Source organism: Reichenbachiella sp., assembly GCF_039944555.1.
In the GTDB taxonomy this organism is placed as follows: Bacteria; Bacteroidota; Bacteroidia; order Cytophagales; family Cyclobacteriaceae; genus Reichenbachiella.
This window is the reverse complement of the sequence record NZ_JBDUYN010000004.1, coordinates 643,833-660,789: the sequence shown is the minus strand read 5'-3', so window position 1 is coordinate 660,789 and position 16,957 is coordinate 643,833. Positions and strand designations below refer to the sequence as shown.

The following is a 16,957-nucleotide window of genomic DNA, read 5'->3' as shown; positions in this document are numbered from 1 at the left end:
CGAACAGGAAACCTACAGGATAAATGAAACAGCTTTGGAACTACCTTGCCAAGTACCTTAACGAAAATTTTCACTTGGGATTGTACCTGTCGGTGGCAGCGTTTATCGCTATCTGCACGTATCTCAATTTTACTTATGATTTTGAAGATAGTGTAGTAGATAGCTATCATAAAACCTGGCTGCACTGGTTTTATATGAGCCTTTATATGGGGTTCCCATTTCTGGTCACCTGCGGATTACTGACTGTTTTCAAAGTTAACACAGTCTGGTTCAGATCTGGGGAGTTTTGGCTGTTATTCATTTTTGGATTTATCCTAATTGGATTCAGCCGAACGCTCTATTATCATTATGCATTAATTGACCATCTCGGGCCAATCGATCATCACTTTGCTCGCAAGGTACTTTGGCGTGCTAAATCTTTTTTTACACTCTTTATTCCTCTACTCCTTTTCTATTATTTCTACGAAAAGAAGAAAGATGAACATCAAAGCTGGTATGGGCTAAGTTTTCGGCAAACAGATTTCAAGCCTTATGCGATTCTACTGCTGGCCGTGGTTGTCGGAATAGGCCTGGCCTCATTTCTATCAGATCTTACAAACTATTATCCGAGGTATTTATACAGCGGAGGAGGGCGTTTTGCGGAACAACACGAATTGGCCGGCTGGATTCCTATGATATTTTATGAAGGGATTTACGGTTCAAATTTTCTTAACGTTGAACTATTTTTTAGAGGATTTCTGGTCATAGGATTTGCTCGGGTTCTTGGTGGTCACGCCGTGCTGGCCATGGTCGGGTCTTATGTCTTCCTTCACTTTGGCAAACCAATGACTGAAGCCATTAGCTCGGCTTTTGGCGGATACTTTATTGGTATTTTGGCCTTTTATTCCAAACGAATATGGGGTGGTGTGGTCTTGCATGTCGCGCTGGCCTGGAGCATGGAGTTTTTCGCCTGGCTACAGCGACTCTATGCAGATTCTTAGAAAAATTGATACCGCCTCGGTGTAAAAACTGCTCACACTTCATAGATTTGTTTCATGGAAGTTTATCATTTCGTATACCTGTTTACTGGTTTAATTCTAGGCGCCGGAGCTGCATGGTTCGTAGCCAAGTCAAAATTTCAAAATCCACAAAATGCTGAAGAGCAGATTAAGACTAAAGAGCTGGAGATCAAACTTGCTAATGAAATTGAAAAAGTGAGTGGTTTGAGCGAGAAGGTAAAGGAAAATGAGGATAAGCTTCAAGGAGAGCGAGAGATGAATGTGCAGCTCAATAATCAGCACACGAGATTAGAATCAGATTACAGAAACCTACAGGAGACTCTAAAAACTCAAAAGGAGGAACTTAATGAAATCCGGGAGAAATTCTCCGCCGAATTCAAGAACATGGCCAATGAGATTCTGGAAGAGAACAGTAAGAAATTTACTACACACAATAAGGAACAAGTAGATCAGCTCCTGAAACCACTGGGAGAGAAAATAGTTGCTTTCGAAAAGAAAGTAGAAGAAACCAACAAGGAAAATATTGAACGCAACTCGGCCCTTAAAGAGCAAATAGCTGGCTTCAAAGAGCTGAACCAGAAAATTACGAAAGAAGCAGAAAACCTGGTCAATGCCTTGAAAGGTGACACCAAGGCTCAGGGTAACTGGGGCGAATTCATTCTTGAAAGTATTCTCGAAAAATCTGGACTCGAAAAACAGCGAGAATATTTTGTACAACAATCTTATGCAGACGATGAAGGCAATAGGTACCAGCCCGATGTTGTCGTAAAGCTACCGGATGATAAAAGTATCATTGTAGATTCAAAAGTCTCCTTAATCGCCTACGAGCGATTTGCCAATACAGACGACAAGGAAGAAAGAGAAAAGCAGATCAAGGCTCATTTACTTTCTCTCCGTGCACACATCAAAGGACTGAGTGAAAAGAATTACCAGAGTCTTTATGGGGTAGAAGGTTTGGATTTTGTGTTGCTGTTCATACCAATAGAGCCTGCTTTTTCTTTGGCAGTTCAAAAAGATGCAGAACTGTTCAATGATGCTTACAGCAAAAACATCGTAATTGTAAGCCCTGCCACATTGATTGCTACGTTGCGAACGATCGCCAGTATTTGGAAGCAAGAGTATCAAAACAGAAATGCCATAGAAATCGCCAAAGAGGGTGGTAATCTCTACGATAAGTTTGTGGCATTTACCGAAGACGTAAAAGGTATTGGTCGCCAACTCGATCTAACCCAAAAGGTATATGTAGAGGCCGCCAAAAAACTTTACGAAGGTAAAGGCAACCTGATCAGTCGAGCAGAAAAAATGAAAAAGCTCGGTGCCAAAGCTACCAAAAACATGGATCAGAAACTGCTGGAGAGATCTGGAGAGGACTGAACAGCTCTACTAACTATTTCAGTGCTCATTACTGAACTAAATAACCAACCAATCTTTAGCATCGTCCACAGTGTCAAAGGCTCGGGTACTATTTCCTGAAAATCTATTAAACGCGTTAAAAAGTACTTTCTTTGCTCCTGTGATACCTACAGCGGCCCTTTTGATCGTCAGATGATTAGTGGTTTTTCCGCTGACTTTTGCCTTTTCTACCACTTCCTTTACTGCAAAAACACCAGTCATATTAGATAGACGAAGTAATGGTTTATTTAGCTCCAAGGCATATACAGTAGCTTCATCCATGGTTCTTAGAATTTCATCCTTGCTCATTCCAGTATAGTCGACATAGAGAATATCCTTTCCCTTGTAATTGATAAGACTGTATCCTGACATTCAGTAAAATTTAAATTTTTCACAATATTACAAATTTTGATTGTTCACAATGTGTTTCTTTAAAACGTTTTCGTGATTATCACCCCAAAAGAAATTGTCAGGTAGAGAAGCGAATTACTAATAATATTAGTAATTTAGTAGGCCAATTTTCTGGCAACTATATTTCTATTTTTCATGGATTACATCAAGGGTAGGGGTGCTCAAATCAACCCCGACAATCGTTTTTTTGAACACAACTACGAAAAGGACTTATCCTTTTTGCAACACTTGCATCAAGCCGGGGAAAAAGAAAACAAACCGAAAACAGAATATATCCAGGTACATCCTAAAACGATTGTAAACAAAGTCACCAGCCCCGACCTGGGTTTCTCCTATTCGATGAATCCATATCAGGGATGCGAACATGGGTGCATTTATTGTTATGCGCGCAACACGCATGAATATTGGGGGTATAGTGCTGGTACGGATTTCGAATCTAAGATTCTAATCAAAGAGAATGCTGCGGATCTGCTGCGTGCTCACTTCAAATCCAAATCCTGGCGTCCCTCTCCTATTATGCTTTCTGGTAATACCGACTGCTATCAGCCCATCGAGCGAAAACTGAAAATTACCCGATCGCTTTTAGAAGTTTGTCTCAAGTATCGACATCCCGTAGGGCTCATTACCAAAAATGCCATGATCTTACGTGATTTAGATATACTGAGTGAAATGGCCCAAATGAAGCTGGCCAAGGTGGTCATCTCGCTAACCTCGCTCAAGGATAAAACCAGATCGGTATTAGAACCGCGAACAAGTGCCGTCGGTATCCGCTTGAATGCTATCCGAAGTCTTTCGGACGCTGGCATCCCAACTATGGTGATGATGGCACCCATTATTCCGTCGATCAACAACATGGAAATTATGAAACTGGCAGAAAAAGTAGCAGAAAATGGTGCAACAGATTTAGCCTACACAATCATTCGACTCAATGGTATCATCCCTGAAATATTTACGGATTGGTTAGAAAAAAATTATCCTGATCGAGTGGATAAAGTGCTTAACCAGATCAAAGATTTACATGGTGGTACACTCAACGACAGTCGGTTCAAGCTGAGGATGCGAGGTGAAGGAGAAATGTCAAATCATATCCATCAAATGTTTGCCATGGCCAAACGCAAGTATGGCTTGGGCCTCGAAAAACATCCATTTGACTTAAAGCTATTCAGAAGATCGGTAGACGAAAATCAATTAGAATTGTTTTGAGCAACTAATAGTGAATTAAAAATGCCGATTTGACCAGAGTGATACAGATCGTGCTCGACTATTCCCTGAATGAGATAATTATTCTTATAAGATTTATTATGTGTGTCCTCATTGAGCCAGGTATCGTCTTTGGTCTTGAGCAATGACAAAAGTTCTCGCTGCGATTGATTCAGTCTATCCAAATAATACTGCTTAGGATTGCTACTAGATTGAGGTTTAGGCCAGTCGGCTTCAGTATTCAGTGGTATATCAAAACTCTGATTCTCCTTCAGTTTCTCAATGGCAAACTGGCGCCAGGCAATGATGTGTTCTAAAATATGTGAAATGGTCTTTTCCCCAGGGCTTACAGGCAAACTAAAATGCTCATTAGGGACTGAACTAAGCAGACCTGTCATTGATGCTCCGTGCCAAGGGTTTCCTCCATAAATTTCTTCTAGTTTGTGAATGAGTTGGTCTACTGTCATTTCAATATTTTTAATAATTCTTAATTAGATGTTCTAATTGTATCGAGAAGTCAAAAAAGTTAAATTGAGTCTCGTAAATTCTAATCTACATGCAAACGTTCACATTCCTTCTGGGTTTCCTCCTCATATCAACTCTCGTCTCTGCTCAAATCAAGCCCGAAATTATCCCGGTGGCTTCAGGCGAAATAAAAATCTATCCCGTCTTACATGCTACAATGGCTATTCAATACAAGGAACAAGTGATTTACATAGACCCTTATGGTGGTAAAAAGGCGTTTAATGGAATTGAATCTCCTACTTTCATTCTTATCACCGATATCCATGGAGATCATATGAATTTGGAAACCTTACGGGAAATGGAAGCTCAAAACATGCAGATTATTGCGCCTCAAGCTGTCATAGAAAAACTTTCACCAGACTTCACACAACTAACTTCATTAGGAAATGGGAAAGAGCTAAACATGGGTCAGATCAATATTGAAGCCATTCCGATGTACAACCTCCCTGAAGATTCGACCTCCAGACATCCCAAAGGTCGTGGAAATGGCTATGTGCTAACGATAGCAGGAAAACGCATTTATATCTCCGGAGACACCGAGGACATCGACGAGATGCGCTCATTACAAAATATTGATATCGCATTTGTATGCATGAATTTGCCCTATACAATGACTATTGAAGCTGCTGCTGATGCCGTGTTGGCATTCAATCCTAAAATAGTCTACCCATTTCACTACCGTGGGAAAAATGGGTATAGCGATGTTGAGAATTTCAAAAGATTGATCAACGTAAGCTCTGATCGGACTGAGGTTCGTTTGATTGATTGGTACCCAACCCTGTAATAAATTATCTCACTCAAAGCGGTTCTATTACGAACAAATGATATCGTAGTGAAGAACTAAAACCCTCCTGCAGCTCCAAAAACAGCCTTTAAGGAAAAAAGTGTTTATTTTTAAAACAAAAGTTAATCATATCAGTTTATATATTAAACAATAGTTAATAAAATGAATAATATCGGATCGCTGGAGGAAATTGTACTCATGATTTTGATGAAATATGAACGCTGCAGCGGGGTAGAGATTGCCAAATATCATGATGAGGCATTGAATAAGGCAATCTCACTGCCAGCCATACATGTGGTACTCAAGCGTATGGAAAAAAAAGGCTGGGTATCGTCAGAGTTTGGGTCTCCAACTGCAGCACGGGGAGGAAGGCGCAAAAGGATTTATTGGGCCTCTTCATCCGGTAGAGCAGTAGTAACACAGGTTCATGAAACCAAAGCCAGACTCTGGGACAGTATTAAACCCTCTTTTGAATATGTCAGAATATAAACCACCAACCTGGGCCAATCGATTGTTGGAGAAAATCTGTCCGGATGATCTACTTGAGGAAATTCAGGGTGATCTGTTTGAAGCCTTTGAATGGCGTTCGGAAATAAAGAGTCTGCGATATGCAAGACGCAAATTTTGCCTCGAAGTATTCATGGTTCTCATATTCTATAAACCAAATCTTATGAAAACGCCAAGACCGTCTTTGCTCAAAAATTACCTCGTTACAGGACTTAGAAATCTACAAAAAAACAAGAGCTATGTCATTATCAATACTTTTGGATTGGGAATAGCATTGGCCTGCTGTGTATCCGCCTATCTGTTTGTGGCTTACAATATCGAATTCGACGACTTCCATGCCGATTCAAAAGTGAACAAAATCTACAGTATACATTCGCATTTGCTCAAAACTGAAAGAGGAACCTATGAGTGCATTAGTGCACCCATCAATCTGGCACCAAACGCCGCTGCCGATTTATCGGGAATCAAGCGATTCACCAGGTTCAACAATGAACAAGGTTATGTAAGATATGGAGACCATACATTCAATGAATCTATCTCATTTGCCGATAGCTCATTTTTTGACATGTTCGATTTTCCCCTGATTCAAGGCAGTCATGAATCTTTCAAAAACATGCACAGCGTCTTTATAAGTCAAAAAATGGCAGAAAAGTATTTTCGCGATGAGAATCCAATTGGTAAGGTTTTGCTCATGAATTTTCCCAACCAAACCGAGATTCAGGCTGTAGTAGGTGGTGTTCTGAAAAAGGTACCAACGAACAGTACATTTGTTTTTGACATGCTGCTTCGCGAAGAGCATTTTATGGAAATACATGCCCTTGGGGCTGACGACTGGAAGGATTGGCGAGACCCTTCAACTTATTTTGAGTTGACATCGCACGATCAGGTCTCTGTCATAAATGAACAATTCGACAAGTACATCAAACGGCGAAACAAAGAAAGAACTGATCGAGTTGTTCTGTCCTACAAATTGGAGCATTTCAAAGCCAATTTTGGCCAGGATGACGTGCGCTGGTCTCAAGTCAATTTGCGCATGTCCATAATACCTTTGATCGTATTTATGACAATGGCTCTCATGATCCTGCTCATCGCATGTTTCAACATGACAAATACTTCCATCGCAATGACAGCCAGACGAATGAAAGAAGTAGGTATCCGTAAGGTTATTGGTGCTTCCAAATGGCAGGTAGTTACTCAGTTCCTGTTGGAAACAGTTTTGGTCACGGTGGGTTCAGTATTCGTTGGGATTGCCATGTCATATATTATTGTTCCAGTCTTTGCTGACATGTGGGAACTCAATTATGGCCTGGAAGACCTCAGTGGACTGAATATGTTTTTGACGCTGCTGTTTCTGATTTTTTTCACCTCATTACTAGCCGGTATTTACCCGGCGCTTTTTAGTAGCAAGTTCAGACCCGTTGTTTTACTCAAAGGAGGTGTGAAGATAAAAGGTTCTAATCTCCTGACTCGAGGACTTATTTCTGTTCAATTCGCACTTTCTGTTATAGTTTTAATAGCGGGGGTAATCTTTATACAAAATACCAATTTTCAGGAACAAGTCAACTTTGGCTATGATAAGGACATGGTATTTCTGGTCAATGTAAAAAGTCAAAAGCAATACGAAGTCATTGAGAATCGACTTAAAAACAATACTAAAATATTAGAAGTGGGGGGAACTGCACATTCGCTTGGCGGGATCTACTATCAAGCGCCAGTAACAGTGGACACCGCCCATCACGAGGTTTGGCATTACGGTATAGGCAAGAATTATTTTGACGTGATGGGTCTCGAAATAGCTGAAGGACGTGATCTCAATTTGGAGAGCACCACTGATCTTGAAGGCTCGGTAGTTGTCAACAAAGCATTCTTGAAAAAAATACAAATGTCTGATCCCTTGATGAAAGTAATCAGCGTTCACGAAGTAAAGAGACGTATTGTGGGTGTGGTGGAAGATCATATAGACAACCTTTTTGTTAGCAATGAACCTGAACCTTCTGTTTTCTACCCTGCCACTCCACAGCAGTATCATTACTTGCTTGTGCGAGCCAATTCTGACAACCTGCTATCTTTAAAGAACGACATAGAAGAAATTTGGAAAAGTGAATTTCCTGATATACCCTTTCAACTCCATTTTCAGGAAGATTTGCTGTTTAATGAAATAAGGAATGTCAATGCAAATCTCAAAACAATATTCCTTTTTCTTACCTTTCTGGGGGGTATGCTTTCCGCTTCTGGCATATTCTCACTTGCCACCCTAAACACAGAAAAAAGAAGTAAAGAAATCGGCATTAGAAAGGCGTTGGGTGCATCCATTCAAAATATTATGACTCTTATGAACAAAGAGTTTGTAATCGTATTGACCATTGCAGGTTTTTTAGGTGCTCTCGGAGGATACTTTCTCATCGGTATATTGCTCGATGAAATTTATGCATATCATATTCCGGTGAGTGTCATTTCGGTCGTTCTTTGTGCACTACTTATATTTATCATTGGACTTTCCACTACTAGTATAACCATTTTGAAAGGAGCAAAGGCCAATCCCGTGGATACACTAAGGACCGAATAAACCCAAGAGGATAAGACATCAATTTTTCATACAAAAGTTGAATTTTTAGTTAAATACCGTTCAAGATTTAGGATCAAAGTCGGAAGAAAGAACTGCTTCTGACTTTGATCTAAATCGCTTGAAACTACTTAAAAATCAGAATCAACTCACCTTATGTGACATTATTCGTACCTCAGGCTCTCGGTGGGGTTTGCGTTTGCGGTGCGAAGAGAACGGATCAGAATCGTAAAAAGAGCAAGGATCAGGGCCAGTATTGCACCGATAACAAAAATATTCCATGAGTCCAGCAGGTTGATCCGATAGGCAAAATTCTCTAACCACTGGCCGATCACATACCATGCTAACGGAACAGCAATCAGGCTTGCCACACCGATCATGATTACAAATTCACCAGATATGATTCGCAATAAGGAAACTACACCAGCTCCGAGTGCTTTTCTAATACCAAATTCCTTTTTTCTGCGCTCTACCACGAAAGATACCAGTCCAAATATGCCCAAACAGGCTAAGAAAATCGACACGCCTGAGAACATCTGAAATATCTGACTTTGTTTTTGCTCCTCTGCATAAAGCTGATTCAGCGAATCATCCATAAACTCATAGGTAATCGGATAATTCGGAGCTAATTCTGCATAGATGCTCTCTACTTCGCTCAATCCATCGAAAATTTGATTGGGCTCTAATTTTATCCCCATTCTCCGATGGTACAAACCCGGAACAACGATAAGTGGCTCTATCTCATGTCTTAGGGAATTGAAATGATAATCTTCGGTTACCCCTACCACGACATGCTCAAGGGTATCCCACATAGAGATTCTAAATTTGGTTCCTACGGCCTCTTCCAGGCTCAGTCCAAGATCTTGTGCAGCCTTCTCATTGATCATCGCGGCATGTGCATCATTCATTCGGTACTCATTAGAAAAATCTCTACCCGCCACCAATTTGATACCAAAGGTCCTGAGGTAGTTTTCATCTACAAAAGCCGTTCTGGTTCTAATGTCTTCCACGTCGCCCAAAAAATCTACCGTGGTAGCGTCATGAAAACCGCCAGGCTCTCCTGACATGCTGGTTACGTTTTTTATTTTGGCACTTTGCAACAATCGCTCTTTGAAGGTCTCTCGCTTTTCCCTGATTTCATCATTATCAAAATCAACCATTATGATGGCATCTCTATCAAACCCCAAGCTTTTATTGTTGACAAAATCCAGTTGCTCTCTTATGATTAGGGTAGAAATAATCATGAAAATGGAAATGGAAAATTGCGCGATTACCAAACCCTTTCTCAGCCACAAATTGTTTCGTTTAAGGTGTGCTTGTCCTTTGAAAATATCCAATGGTTTGAACATTGATAGTAATAGAGCGGGATACAAACCAGAGAGCAATATTGTAATTAAGGCTAGTAAAGCAAAGAAACCCATCACAACGGGATCTAGCCAAAACGTGGTGATAGATAAATCCAGCACCCTATTGAATGCAGGCAGAATCAACTCTGTCAACCCAATGGCCAAGGCAATCGCCAACAAAGCAACAACACTGGATTCGCCCAAAAATTGAAGGACCAATCTCAACCGATTTCCTCCCAGTACCTTGCGCATGCCTATTTCTTTGGCCCTTCTAAACGACAGGGCTATGGCCATATTCAGATAATTGAAACACGCAATGAAGAGAATGGCAATCGCCACTCCAATCAGAAGGAAAACGGCTTCTTTATTACCATGCTTTGCCCAATCATATCGAACCGCATCAAAATAGATATCTGTTAGAGGTTCCAGTGTCAAATCAACACGCTTACCCGATTTCTCAAAGTCCTTCCCAAAGTACTTATCCATAAATCCCGGAAGTTTGGCTTCCAGACCAGCCGCTATTGTAGGTGATTCCACCTGGACGTAGGTAAATAGACCATTGTTCCACCAGCGCTTCATAAACCGGAGATCTTCAAGATATTTCATGGAACACATGAAATCGAAGTCCAAATGAGAGTTGGAAGGTAAATCATCCATAATGCCGGCCACTACAAACGGTTCCTCTTTATCCAAAATCAAAGTCTTTCCTAATGGATTTTCATTCCCAAAGTACTTGCTGGCCGAGCTTTTGGTCAATACGATAGCATTTGGTTCATTCAACACCGCCGCCGGATCCCCTACCAACAGAGGGAAAGAGAAAAATTGAAAGAAATTTGGATCTGCAAAGAGTAGCTTATCTTCTTTAAACGATTTTTGTCCATATTCGAAAAGCGCCTCGGTAGAATAAATTCTCAGTGTACTTTTTATGTCTGAGGAAAAATCCAGCTGAAGATGTGGCGCATATGGACCTGATGTGACACCTATTTTGTACTTTTCGCCATTCATTTCACTTAGCCGAATGACACGATAAATTTCATTTTTTTTATCATGGAAATTGTCATAAGACAATTCACCTTTGATATAAAAAAACAAGATGGAGACGCAAAGCATTCCTATGGCATAGCCACTAATATTGAGTATGGTAGTGGAGCGATGCATCCAAAGACTTCTGACGGTCTGTATGATGTTGAAATTGAACATGATGTAGTATTTTGAGTTTTGACTTATTGATTTTATTGTAGATGGTCTTAGGTAGGTGAAGACCTGATAGAAAAATTTCCATTTATCTCTTACAGAATTCTCGCTTAATCCTTCTTTATATTCAATCAGATTTCCTTCAATCTCTTCATGCAATTCTTCACGACACCATCGCCGTATTAGGCGCAACGCCCAGCGTGGTATGTGATTCTCATCCATTGGCGTTCTCAAATTTTAATGAAAACTGGGGTACCCGATCCCAGAGAGATTGACGCATTTCCCTAATTGTGCTTAGTTCACTTTTCCCCGCAGCGGTCACCTGATAAATACGCTTCCTTCTACCTCCTCTTTCCTTCGTTGGCTCACCCATTTCGGATGAAAGCAGGCCTTTCTTTTCCAATCTGGAAAGTGTAGTATGTAAGGCTCCCATGGTAATTGATCGATTGGCCTGATCTTTCAGCTCTTTCTGAAGTGCAATCATATAGGCCTCATCTTGAAGGATGAGGACCATCAACAAAACTGTTTCTTCAAATTCTCCGATTGAGGTCCGCTTCATGGCATATACTTTTACTTTGCAGAGGTAATATACGAATGAAATATTAATTAGTTCTGCAAAATGAAAGGAAATGACTTTCAACCCGCTCTGCCATTTTTGCGTAAGCCTAGCATCATGCTCACTAAACTCTACCAGACCAATACACGGCTCCTGCGCTACATGATACTTCCTGTATTGGCGCTAATTCTCACACATTTAGTTTCCTACAGGAAACTTCCTTTCGAAGTGGGCTATCAGTTTCCTATAATGACTTTTGGGTTTGTTTTTCTAATATGTGCCATATGTTGTGAAACTAATTTTATCTGTTATAATTCGATAAAAAGGCGATTCAACTCGAGCCACATGAATCAGTCAAATATTGCTCGCCAATTAATGATATCCGGTATACTTACAGCTGCCGTATTCGGACTCCTTGTATATAGTATCAATTATTTCATTTTCGGAATAATCACGCCTATTACTCGTTTCCTGTCCTCCTTATTAATAGCAGAGCTAATTATACTTGTTGAAACTTTATATTTCATTACACGGGATCTATACGTGTCCAAGAATACGCTAGTGTCGGCTTCTACATCCGAAGTCTGGCAAATTTCAAGCGGTAGAAAAACTCAAATGGTAAAGGAATCTGATATCTCCTATTTGTATTCTCAGGCCGGTATCGTCTATCTCATCACTCATGATGGTAGAAAAATATTGACTCAATTCAATTCATTCAATGAAGTCAAGGAGGCCTTCGATTTGGATTCATTTTTTCAAGTCAATCGTCAGTATTTAGTCCGGCCACAAGCCATAGATACAGTTATGAAGGAAGTAAATCAGAAGCTTAAAATTAAACTTTCTCCGTCCGCCCCGGACATACCCGAAGCAGCAATGATCAGTCGATATCGCAGCGTAGATTTCAAAAAATGGATGGCACAATAAGACCATTCATTCTAAAATCTAACACCATTCATTTCACTTTCCGTCTCATTCTTCTTTCCAGATCGTGGACTGTCGTAACCATTGCCAGAAACCAAAATTTAAATACTATGAAAACAATTTCACTAATGATGCTGGCTTTGGTACTAATGAGCGCGGGATCAAACAGTTCACTGTCAAAAAAAGAAATCAAATACTCTACAAAGTACCTCGATTCTTCAATGTCTCTTGCATTTAGTGCGGTAGAGAATATCTCTACTGAACAATGGAATTATCAACCGGATGTAGATACCTGGTCAATTGCTGGTATATGTGAGCACATGCTAATCGCAGAAAAAAACATTCTGGTACTCATTCAGAACAAGATCATTACAGATGAGGCCAATCGCAATGTTGATCCGTCTGACCTGGTCACAAACGAAGACATCATACTCGGTCTTAAGGATCGAGGTGAAGGCAAACGCAGAAAAACCAATGAGCGCTTTGAACCAACAGGTGCACTAAAAACCCCAGCCCAATTTATGAAAGAGTACCAAGCTGCTCGACAAGCCACCGTCGAATTTATTAAAACAACGGAGATAAACCTCAATGATTATTACTGGCCAAGCCCCCTGGGCAACAAGCTTTCGGCTTATCAATGGACTATTCTACTAAGTGCACATGCTGAAAGGCATACAGCACAGATTGTGGAGGTCCAATCATCAGACGGATATCCGATGTAAAGAATACAGATGGAAAACCAACGGCAATGCTGTTGGTTTTTGAGTTTACTGGTCGCCTGGTGCGACCAGTTTTAGTTTAGAGCCTGGTAGTGCTCCACCGTTGGAAATGGATCATAGAAATGATGGAGCAGCCTCTTCCATTCCAGATATTCTGTTGATTGACGAAACCCAATCTCATGATCTTCAATAGTTTCCCACTTTACCAACAATATGTACTTATCTGTTTGCTCCATACATTTCATCAGATCATGACTTATATAACCACTCCTTGAGGAAATGATCAATCGAGCTTCGTCGAAGGCTTTTTCAAATTCTTCTCCTTCATCAAGCTTTACATTTAAAATGGCTACTTCTAGTATCATGATCAGAATTTCAAAAAAATATAGAATTGAAAAAAGGCAAAAAAAACAAAGAAAATCGCAATAGTCAGTTGATTCTCAAGTGACTCAAATACATACTTATACAAAAAAATAGCTATGAACAAAATCGGTATGAGATAGCCAAAAACTCTATAAATATTATATTGAGGCCAGTAAATCTGAATAGCTTCATTACTCAGCACATCCAATCGAATGGGAATGCCAAAAAGTTTTGTCTCGTGAATTATTATACCATCTATGTATTTCACCGGCATAATTCCAGCTGGTGCTAATCTAAAAGTATGCTCGTCGAAAATTACATCCGTATACTTATGCACTCTTCTTTCATATATGTCTTTTTCAATGAACTTAGTTGCTTCAATAAATTGCTTTGGCAAAAAATAGTCTATCGTCAATAGCACATTGAAGCTAACAACTAAGATCGCGAGGACATTCATGCCTTGGAGTAGCATTTTGATCAATTCAATTTGTCTTCGAGCTGCGTCCTCTGCTTTTTTTTGCGCAAACACTCTGGCTCTTCTTCTCCATTCTTCATATGCTTTATTATGAGTATCATAGTCATAGGCCTGAGCAGAGGATCTTATAGTCGAAGGTCTAGGTCCCACTGCCGTTAGAAATTTATACGCCTCGTTGATCTCAATAAACTTTTCTCGAGCATTTTCATCCTTGTTTACATCAGGATGATAGCGTTTGGATAACTGCCGATACGCTTTCTTTATTTGGGGCTTTGTAGCACCAGGCGCAAGCCCAAGTACTTCCAGGTACTGGTTATTCATTAACCAAATGTAAGAAAAAAGGCGAGACTAAAAGCTGGTTAAAAAGCTTAATACTGCCGCCCAGGTTTCATCTGTGCTTCCATCCACTCTGTCCGGATTGAGCATAGAGGAACCATGAACTCCATTCTTTGACACATGGGTTGATAAGCCGGCTTCTTTTGCCAATGCCAACTGATCCTGAACAGAAGGAATTTCCATTTCTCTTGCCGGACGCAGAATGAGCGCACTCCCGTTCAAATCATTGAATTTATCATTAGGACTGCAAGGTTTCATTGGTCCTCCAGAAGCTGGAGAAAAAGCCAAAATTCCAGCAATTTTATCTGGATAATCGGCCTTCAATTGAACAACCATGGCCGCACTATAGCTACTTCCCCATGCAATGATCTTACCCGTGTAATTGAGTTCGTTTGTCACATAATTGAGGGTCGCTTCAAAATCAGGATAGGTCTCGCAATATCCATATTCTTCCCCATCTAGCTTATTCACAGTCCTATTGATTCCACCAAGCTTACTACCTCCACTCCTTTGGTCAATGGCTAAAATGTTGAATCCATTTTCACTTAATACAGGAATAATATTCTCATATTCACCTTGAGCACACGAGCCCGCTTGATGAAAAAGCAGAATCATTGACTTGTCCTTGTTTTTTAGATATAAATCGCCAAAGATGGTAAGTCCGTCATTGGTTTTGAATTCAACTTCACGTTGAGTTTGGGCTGGAAGACTATAGGTAATCAAAAGCAGTAGGATATAGACATGTCTTTTCATACTTTTAATTACTTCTTTAATAACAATAAGCTGCAAGCTAGGAGTAAACAGTGAGTTGCACCCGACAGAATACCTTTAAACACAATCTAAATACTGTATGGGTGCTCAGGCCATTACTACAAACTGTCTCCCTGTAAAATTCTATTCTTAAGGCCATCATTTCATCCGTGTTCAGATATTATTCATCGAAGTAATTCTTGATTACCTCTCATCCGTATTATTTTTACTTAGCAGCAATAAAGTAGTTATGAAAAATTTAATTATAGTCGCAATTCTCGTTTGCGTCCATACCCTAAATGCAAATAATGTAGATGTATCGGCCGTCTCCACACAAGGTCAGGACGTTTCTGCTGGGGTCAACAATGCAGCAAACTTCGCAAACGTAGAGTTTGATCTAAACTGGGACAACTCATGGAGAGTATCCACCGGGCCAAGCAATTGGGACGCCGTCTGGGTATTTATAAAATATAAAATAGAAGGAGGAACAGGATGTACCGCAGGAGATTGGCAACATGCCACACTAAGTACAAACAATGCTCATCACAGTGTGCAAACCGATAACGGAGTGACTCCGGCTTTTTCAGCTTCCTCAGACGGGATGGGTGTATTCCTCTATCGAAATGCCAATGGAAACGGCTCAATCAATTGGGATCAGGTCCGACTTAGATGGAATTATGGCTCTGATGGGTTATTGGACGCTTGTGAAGTAACGGTAAAGGTTTTTGCTGTAGAAATGGTCTACGTACCCCAATCCAACTTCTTCCTGGGCTCTGGTGGCACGGAACCTGGAGAATTTGAAGACGGTGTCTCCGGTAACCCGCTTCTAATTACCAGTGACGGCACGTTAACACTAGGCGGCGGTGGAGCAGGTTCCCTAGGCAACCACAATGCCACCGGTCAATCAGGAGGTGTGGATGATTTCAACGACGCTTCAAGCCAAACGCTACCGGCTGCCTTCCCATTAGGCTACGATGCTTTTTATTGCATGAAGTATGAAATCACCAACCAGCAATATGCTGAATTTCTTAATACACTTACCGCAGCGCAACAAGCAGTACGGGCAAGCACCACCACTGCCGGCAATTTCCATGAGAATTCTGCAACTCCGGTGGCCCGTGCGGGCCTCAAATGTCAGATTGCTCCGAGTGGATCTGTTGCCGGTGTATATGGCTGTGATTTAGACGATGACGATACTTATAATGAAGTAGGCAGCGATGGACTCGGTATCGCATTGAGTGCTATAAGTTGGCCTGATTTAACCGGATATTTGGATTGGGCTGGCCTCAGACCGTTCACCGAAACCGAGTTTGAAAAATCCTGTAGGGGTAATCAATTACCTATAGTTAACGAATACGCGTGGGGGACTGCAGCTATTCATGCAAGTACGTATACCGCACTGACCAACAGCGGTGGAGAAAGTGAATTACCCAATTCGCCCGGTGTAGGTGCAACAGCTGGCAATGCGGTTTATAGTACTACGCACTCCACCGGACCTTTGCGAGTCGGGATTTTTGCAACTGCTTCCTCGACAAGGGTGATTGCTGGAGCCAGTTACTATGGCGTCATGGAATTGACGGGAAATGTCTGGGAGGATGCAGTGGGACTTGGCTCCGTAGCCGGAAGGTCTTATACCGGCCTTCATGGTAATGGTTCATTGAATGCTTCGGGACATGCAGACGTAGACTACTGGCCAGGAATCAATGGAAACAATACGTCTACCAATGCCAACAGTACATATGGAGGAACAACCGGAGTTACCGGACGAGCTGGAGCAGGCTTTACTGGTGGCACGTACAACACCACAGCCTGGCTCAGGGTGGCCAACAGGCAATACTCACTTTGGACAGGTCTCACTGGTAGAGACACCAGGAACGGAGGAAGAGGGATAAGAACAGCCCCTTAAGTCACCAGACA

General features: G+C 41.1%; 15 protein-coding genes and 1 pseudogene. 9 read left to right on the top strand and 7 right to left on the bottom strand.

Annotation, left to right across the window (positions count from 1 at the left end):
• Nucleotides 1–23 precede the first annotated feature (23 nt).
• Complete coding sequence (locus tag ABJD64_RS04380) at nucleotides 24–980, top strand: CPBP family glutamic-type intramembrane protease (RefSeq protein WP_348177791.1); 957 nt, start codon at nucleotides 24–26, stop codon at nucleotides 978–980.
• A gap of 54 nt (nucleotides 981–1,034) precedes the next feature.
• Nucleotides 1,035–2,372 carry a DNA recombination protein RmuC gene (rmuC, locus tag ABJD64_RS04375; protein ID WP_348177789.1) on the top strand — a complete coding sequence of 446 codons (1,338 nt, stop codon included), beginning with the start codon at nucleotides 1,035–1,037 and terminating at the stop codon, nucleotides 2,370–2,372.
• 36 nt (nucleotides 2,373–2,408) lie between these two features.
• Here the strand turns inward: rmuC and ABJD64_RS04370 are convergent, their stop codons facing one another.
• Entirely contained in the window at nucleotides 2,409–2,762 is a 354-nt protein-coding gene (locus ABJD64_RS04370) for a hypothetical protein (protein WP_348177787.1), read from the bottom strand.
• Nucleotides 2,763–2,936: 174 nt separating this feature from the next.
• Between ABJD64_RS04370 and ABJD64_RS04365 the strand changes: the two genes are divergently transcribed.
• A complete protein-coding gene (locus tag ABJD64_RS04365) occupies nucleotides 2,937–4,004 on the top strand; it encodes a PA0069 family radical SAM protein (RefSeq protein WP_348177785.1) in 1,068 nt (355 codons plus the stop codon).
• On the opposite strand, the gene ABJD64_RS04360 is transcribed toward ABJD64_RS04365, so the two are convergent.
• Nucleotides 3,986–4,468, bottom strand: coding sequence for a DinB family protein (locus tag ABJD64_RS04360; protein WP_348177783.1), 483 nt, complete (start codon nucleotides 4,466–4,468; stop codon nucleotides 3,986–3,988). The genes ABJD64_RS04365 and ABJD64_RS04360 overlap by 19 nt on opposite strands.
• Before the next feature lie 89 nt (nucleotides 4,469–4,557).
• On the opposite strand from ABJD64_RS04360, the gene ABJD64_RS04355 reads away from it, so the two are divergent.
• From ABJD64_RS04355 to ABJD64_RS04345, 3 genes are all read left to right on the top strand, one after another.
• Nucleotides 4,558–5,310: an MBL fold metallo-hydrolase gene (locus ABJD64_RS04355; protein WP_348177781.1), complete on the top strand. Its 753-nt coding sequence runs from the start codon at nucleotides 4,558–4,560 to the stop codon at nucleotides 5,308–5,310.
• A 162-nt stretch (nucleotides 5,311–5,472) separates the two neighbouring features.
• Nucleotides 5,473–5,799 carry a PadR family transcriptional regulator gene (locus ABJD64_RS04350; protein WP_348177779.1) on the top strand — a complete coding sequence of 109 codons (327 nt, stop codon included), beginning with the start codon at nucleotides 5,473–5,475 and terminating at the stop codon, nucleotides 5,797–5,799.
• Complete coding sequence (locus ABJD64_RS04345; protein ID WP_348177777.1) at nucleotides 5,786–8,383, top strand: FtsX-like permease family protein; 2,598 nt, start codon at nucleotides 5,786–5,788, stop codon at nucleotides 8,381–8,383. Before ABJD64_RS04350 ends, ABJD64_RS04345 begins: the two co-directional genes overlap by 14 nt.
• A 161-nt stretch (nucleotides 8,384–8,544) precedes the next feature.
• Here ABJD64_RS04345 and ABJD64_RS04340 read toward each other — a convergent pair whose 3' ends face one another.
• Entirely contained in the window at nucleotides 8,545–11,142 is a 2,598-nt protein-coding gene (locus tag ABJD64_RS04340) for an ABC transporter permease (RefSeq protein WP_348177775.1), read from the bottom strand.
• Entirely contained in the window at nucleotides 11,135–11,479 is a 345-nt protein-coding gene (locus ABJD64_RS04335; RefSeq protein WP_348177773.1) for a helix-turn-helix transcriptional regulator, read from the bottom strand. Before ABJD64_RS04335 ends, ABJD64_RS04340 begins: the two co-directional genes overlap by 8 nt.
• Nucleotides 11,480–11,821: 342 nt before the next feature.
• Here ABJD64_RS04335 and ABJD64_RS04330 point away from each other — a divergent pair, with 342 nt between their 5' ends.
• Together ABJD64_RS04330 and ABJD64_RS04325 are read left to right on the top strand one after the other, a co-directional pair.
• The gene (locus ABJD64_RS04330; protein ID WP_348177771.1) at nucleotides 11,822–12,400 is read left to right on the top strand and encodes a LytTR family DNA-binding domain-containing protein; all 579 of its coding nucleotides are present in this window, start codon (nucleotides 11,822–11,824) and stop codon (nucleotides 12,398–12,400) included.
• A 107-nt stretch (nucleotides 12,401–12,507) separates the two neighbouring features.
• A complete protein-coding gene (locus ABJD64_RS04325; protein ID WP_348177769.1) occupies nucleotides 12,508–13,119 on the top strand; it encodes a DinB family protein in 612 nt (203 codons plus the stop codon).
• A 71-nt stretch (nucleotides 13,120–13,190) separates the two neighbouring features.
• On the opposite strand, the gene ABJD64_RS04320 is transcribed toward ABJD64_RS04325, so the two are convergent.
• The 3 genes and pseudogenes from ABJD64_RS04320 to ABJD64_RS04310 form a co-directional block, all read right to left on the bottom strand.
• Entirely contained in the window at nucleotides 13,191–13,481 is a 291-nt protein-coding gene (locus ABJD64_RS04320; protein WP_348177767.1) for an antibiotic biosynthesis monooxygenase, read from the bottom strand.
• Between the two features lie 629 nt (nucleotides 13,482–14,110).
• Nucleotides 14,111–14,275 (bottom strand): annotated as a pseudogene (locus ABJD64_RS04315) (DnaJ domain-containing protein); the annotation flags it as partial.
• A 27-nt stretch (nucleotides 14,276–14,302) separates the two neighbouring features.
• On the bottom strand, nucleotides 14,303–15,043 hold the full coding sequence (locus tag ABJD64_RS04310) for an alpha/beta fold hydrolase (protein WP_348177765.1): 741 nt from the start codon (nucleotides 15,041–15,043) through the stop codon (nucleotides 14,303–14,305).
• Between the two features lie 247 nt (nucleotides 15,044–15,290).
• On the opposite strand from ABJD64_RS04310, the gene ABJD64_RS04305 reads away from it, so the two are divergent.
• Complete coding sequence (locus ABJD64_RS04305; protein WP_348177763.1) at nucleotides 15,291–16,946, top strand: SUMF1/EgtB/PvdO family nonheme iron enzyme; 1,656 nt, start codon at nucleotides 15,291–15,293, stop codon at nucleotides 16,944–16,946.
• Nucleotides 16,947–16,957: the final 11 nt, after the last annotated feature.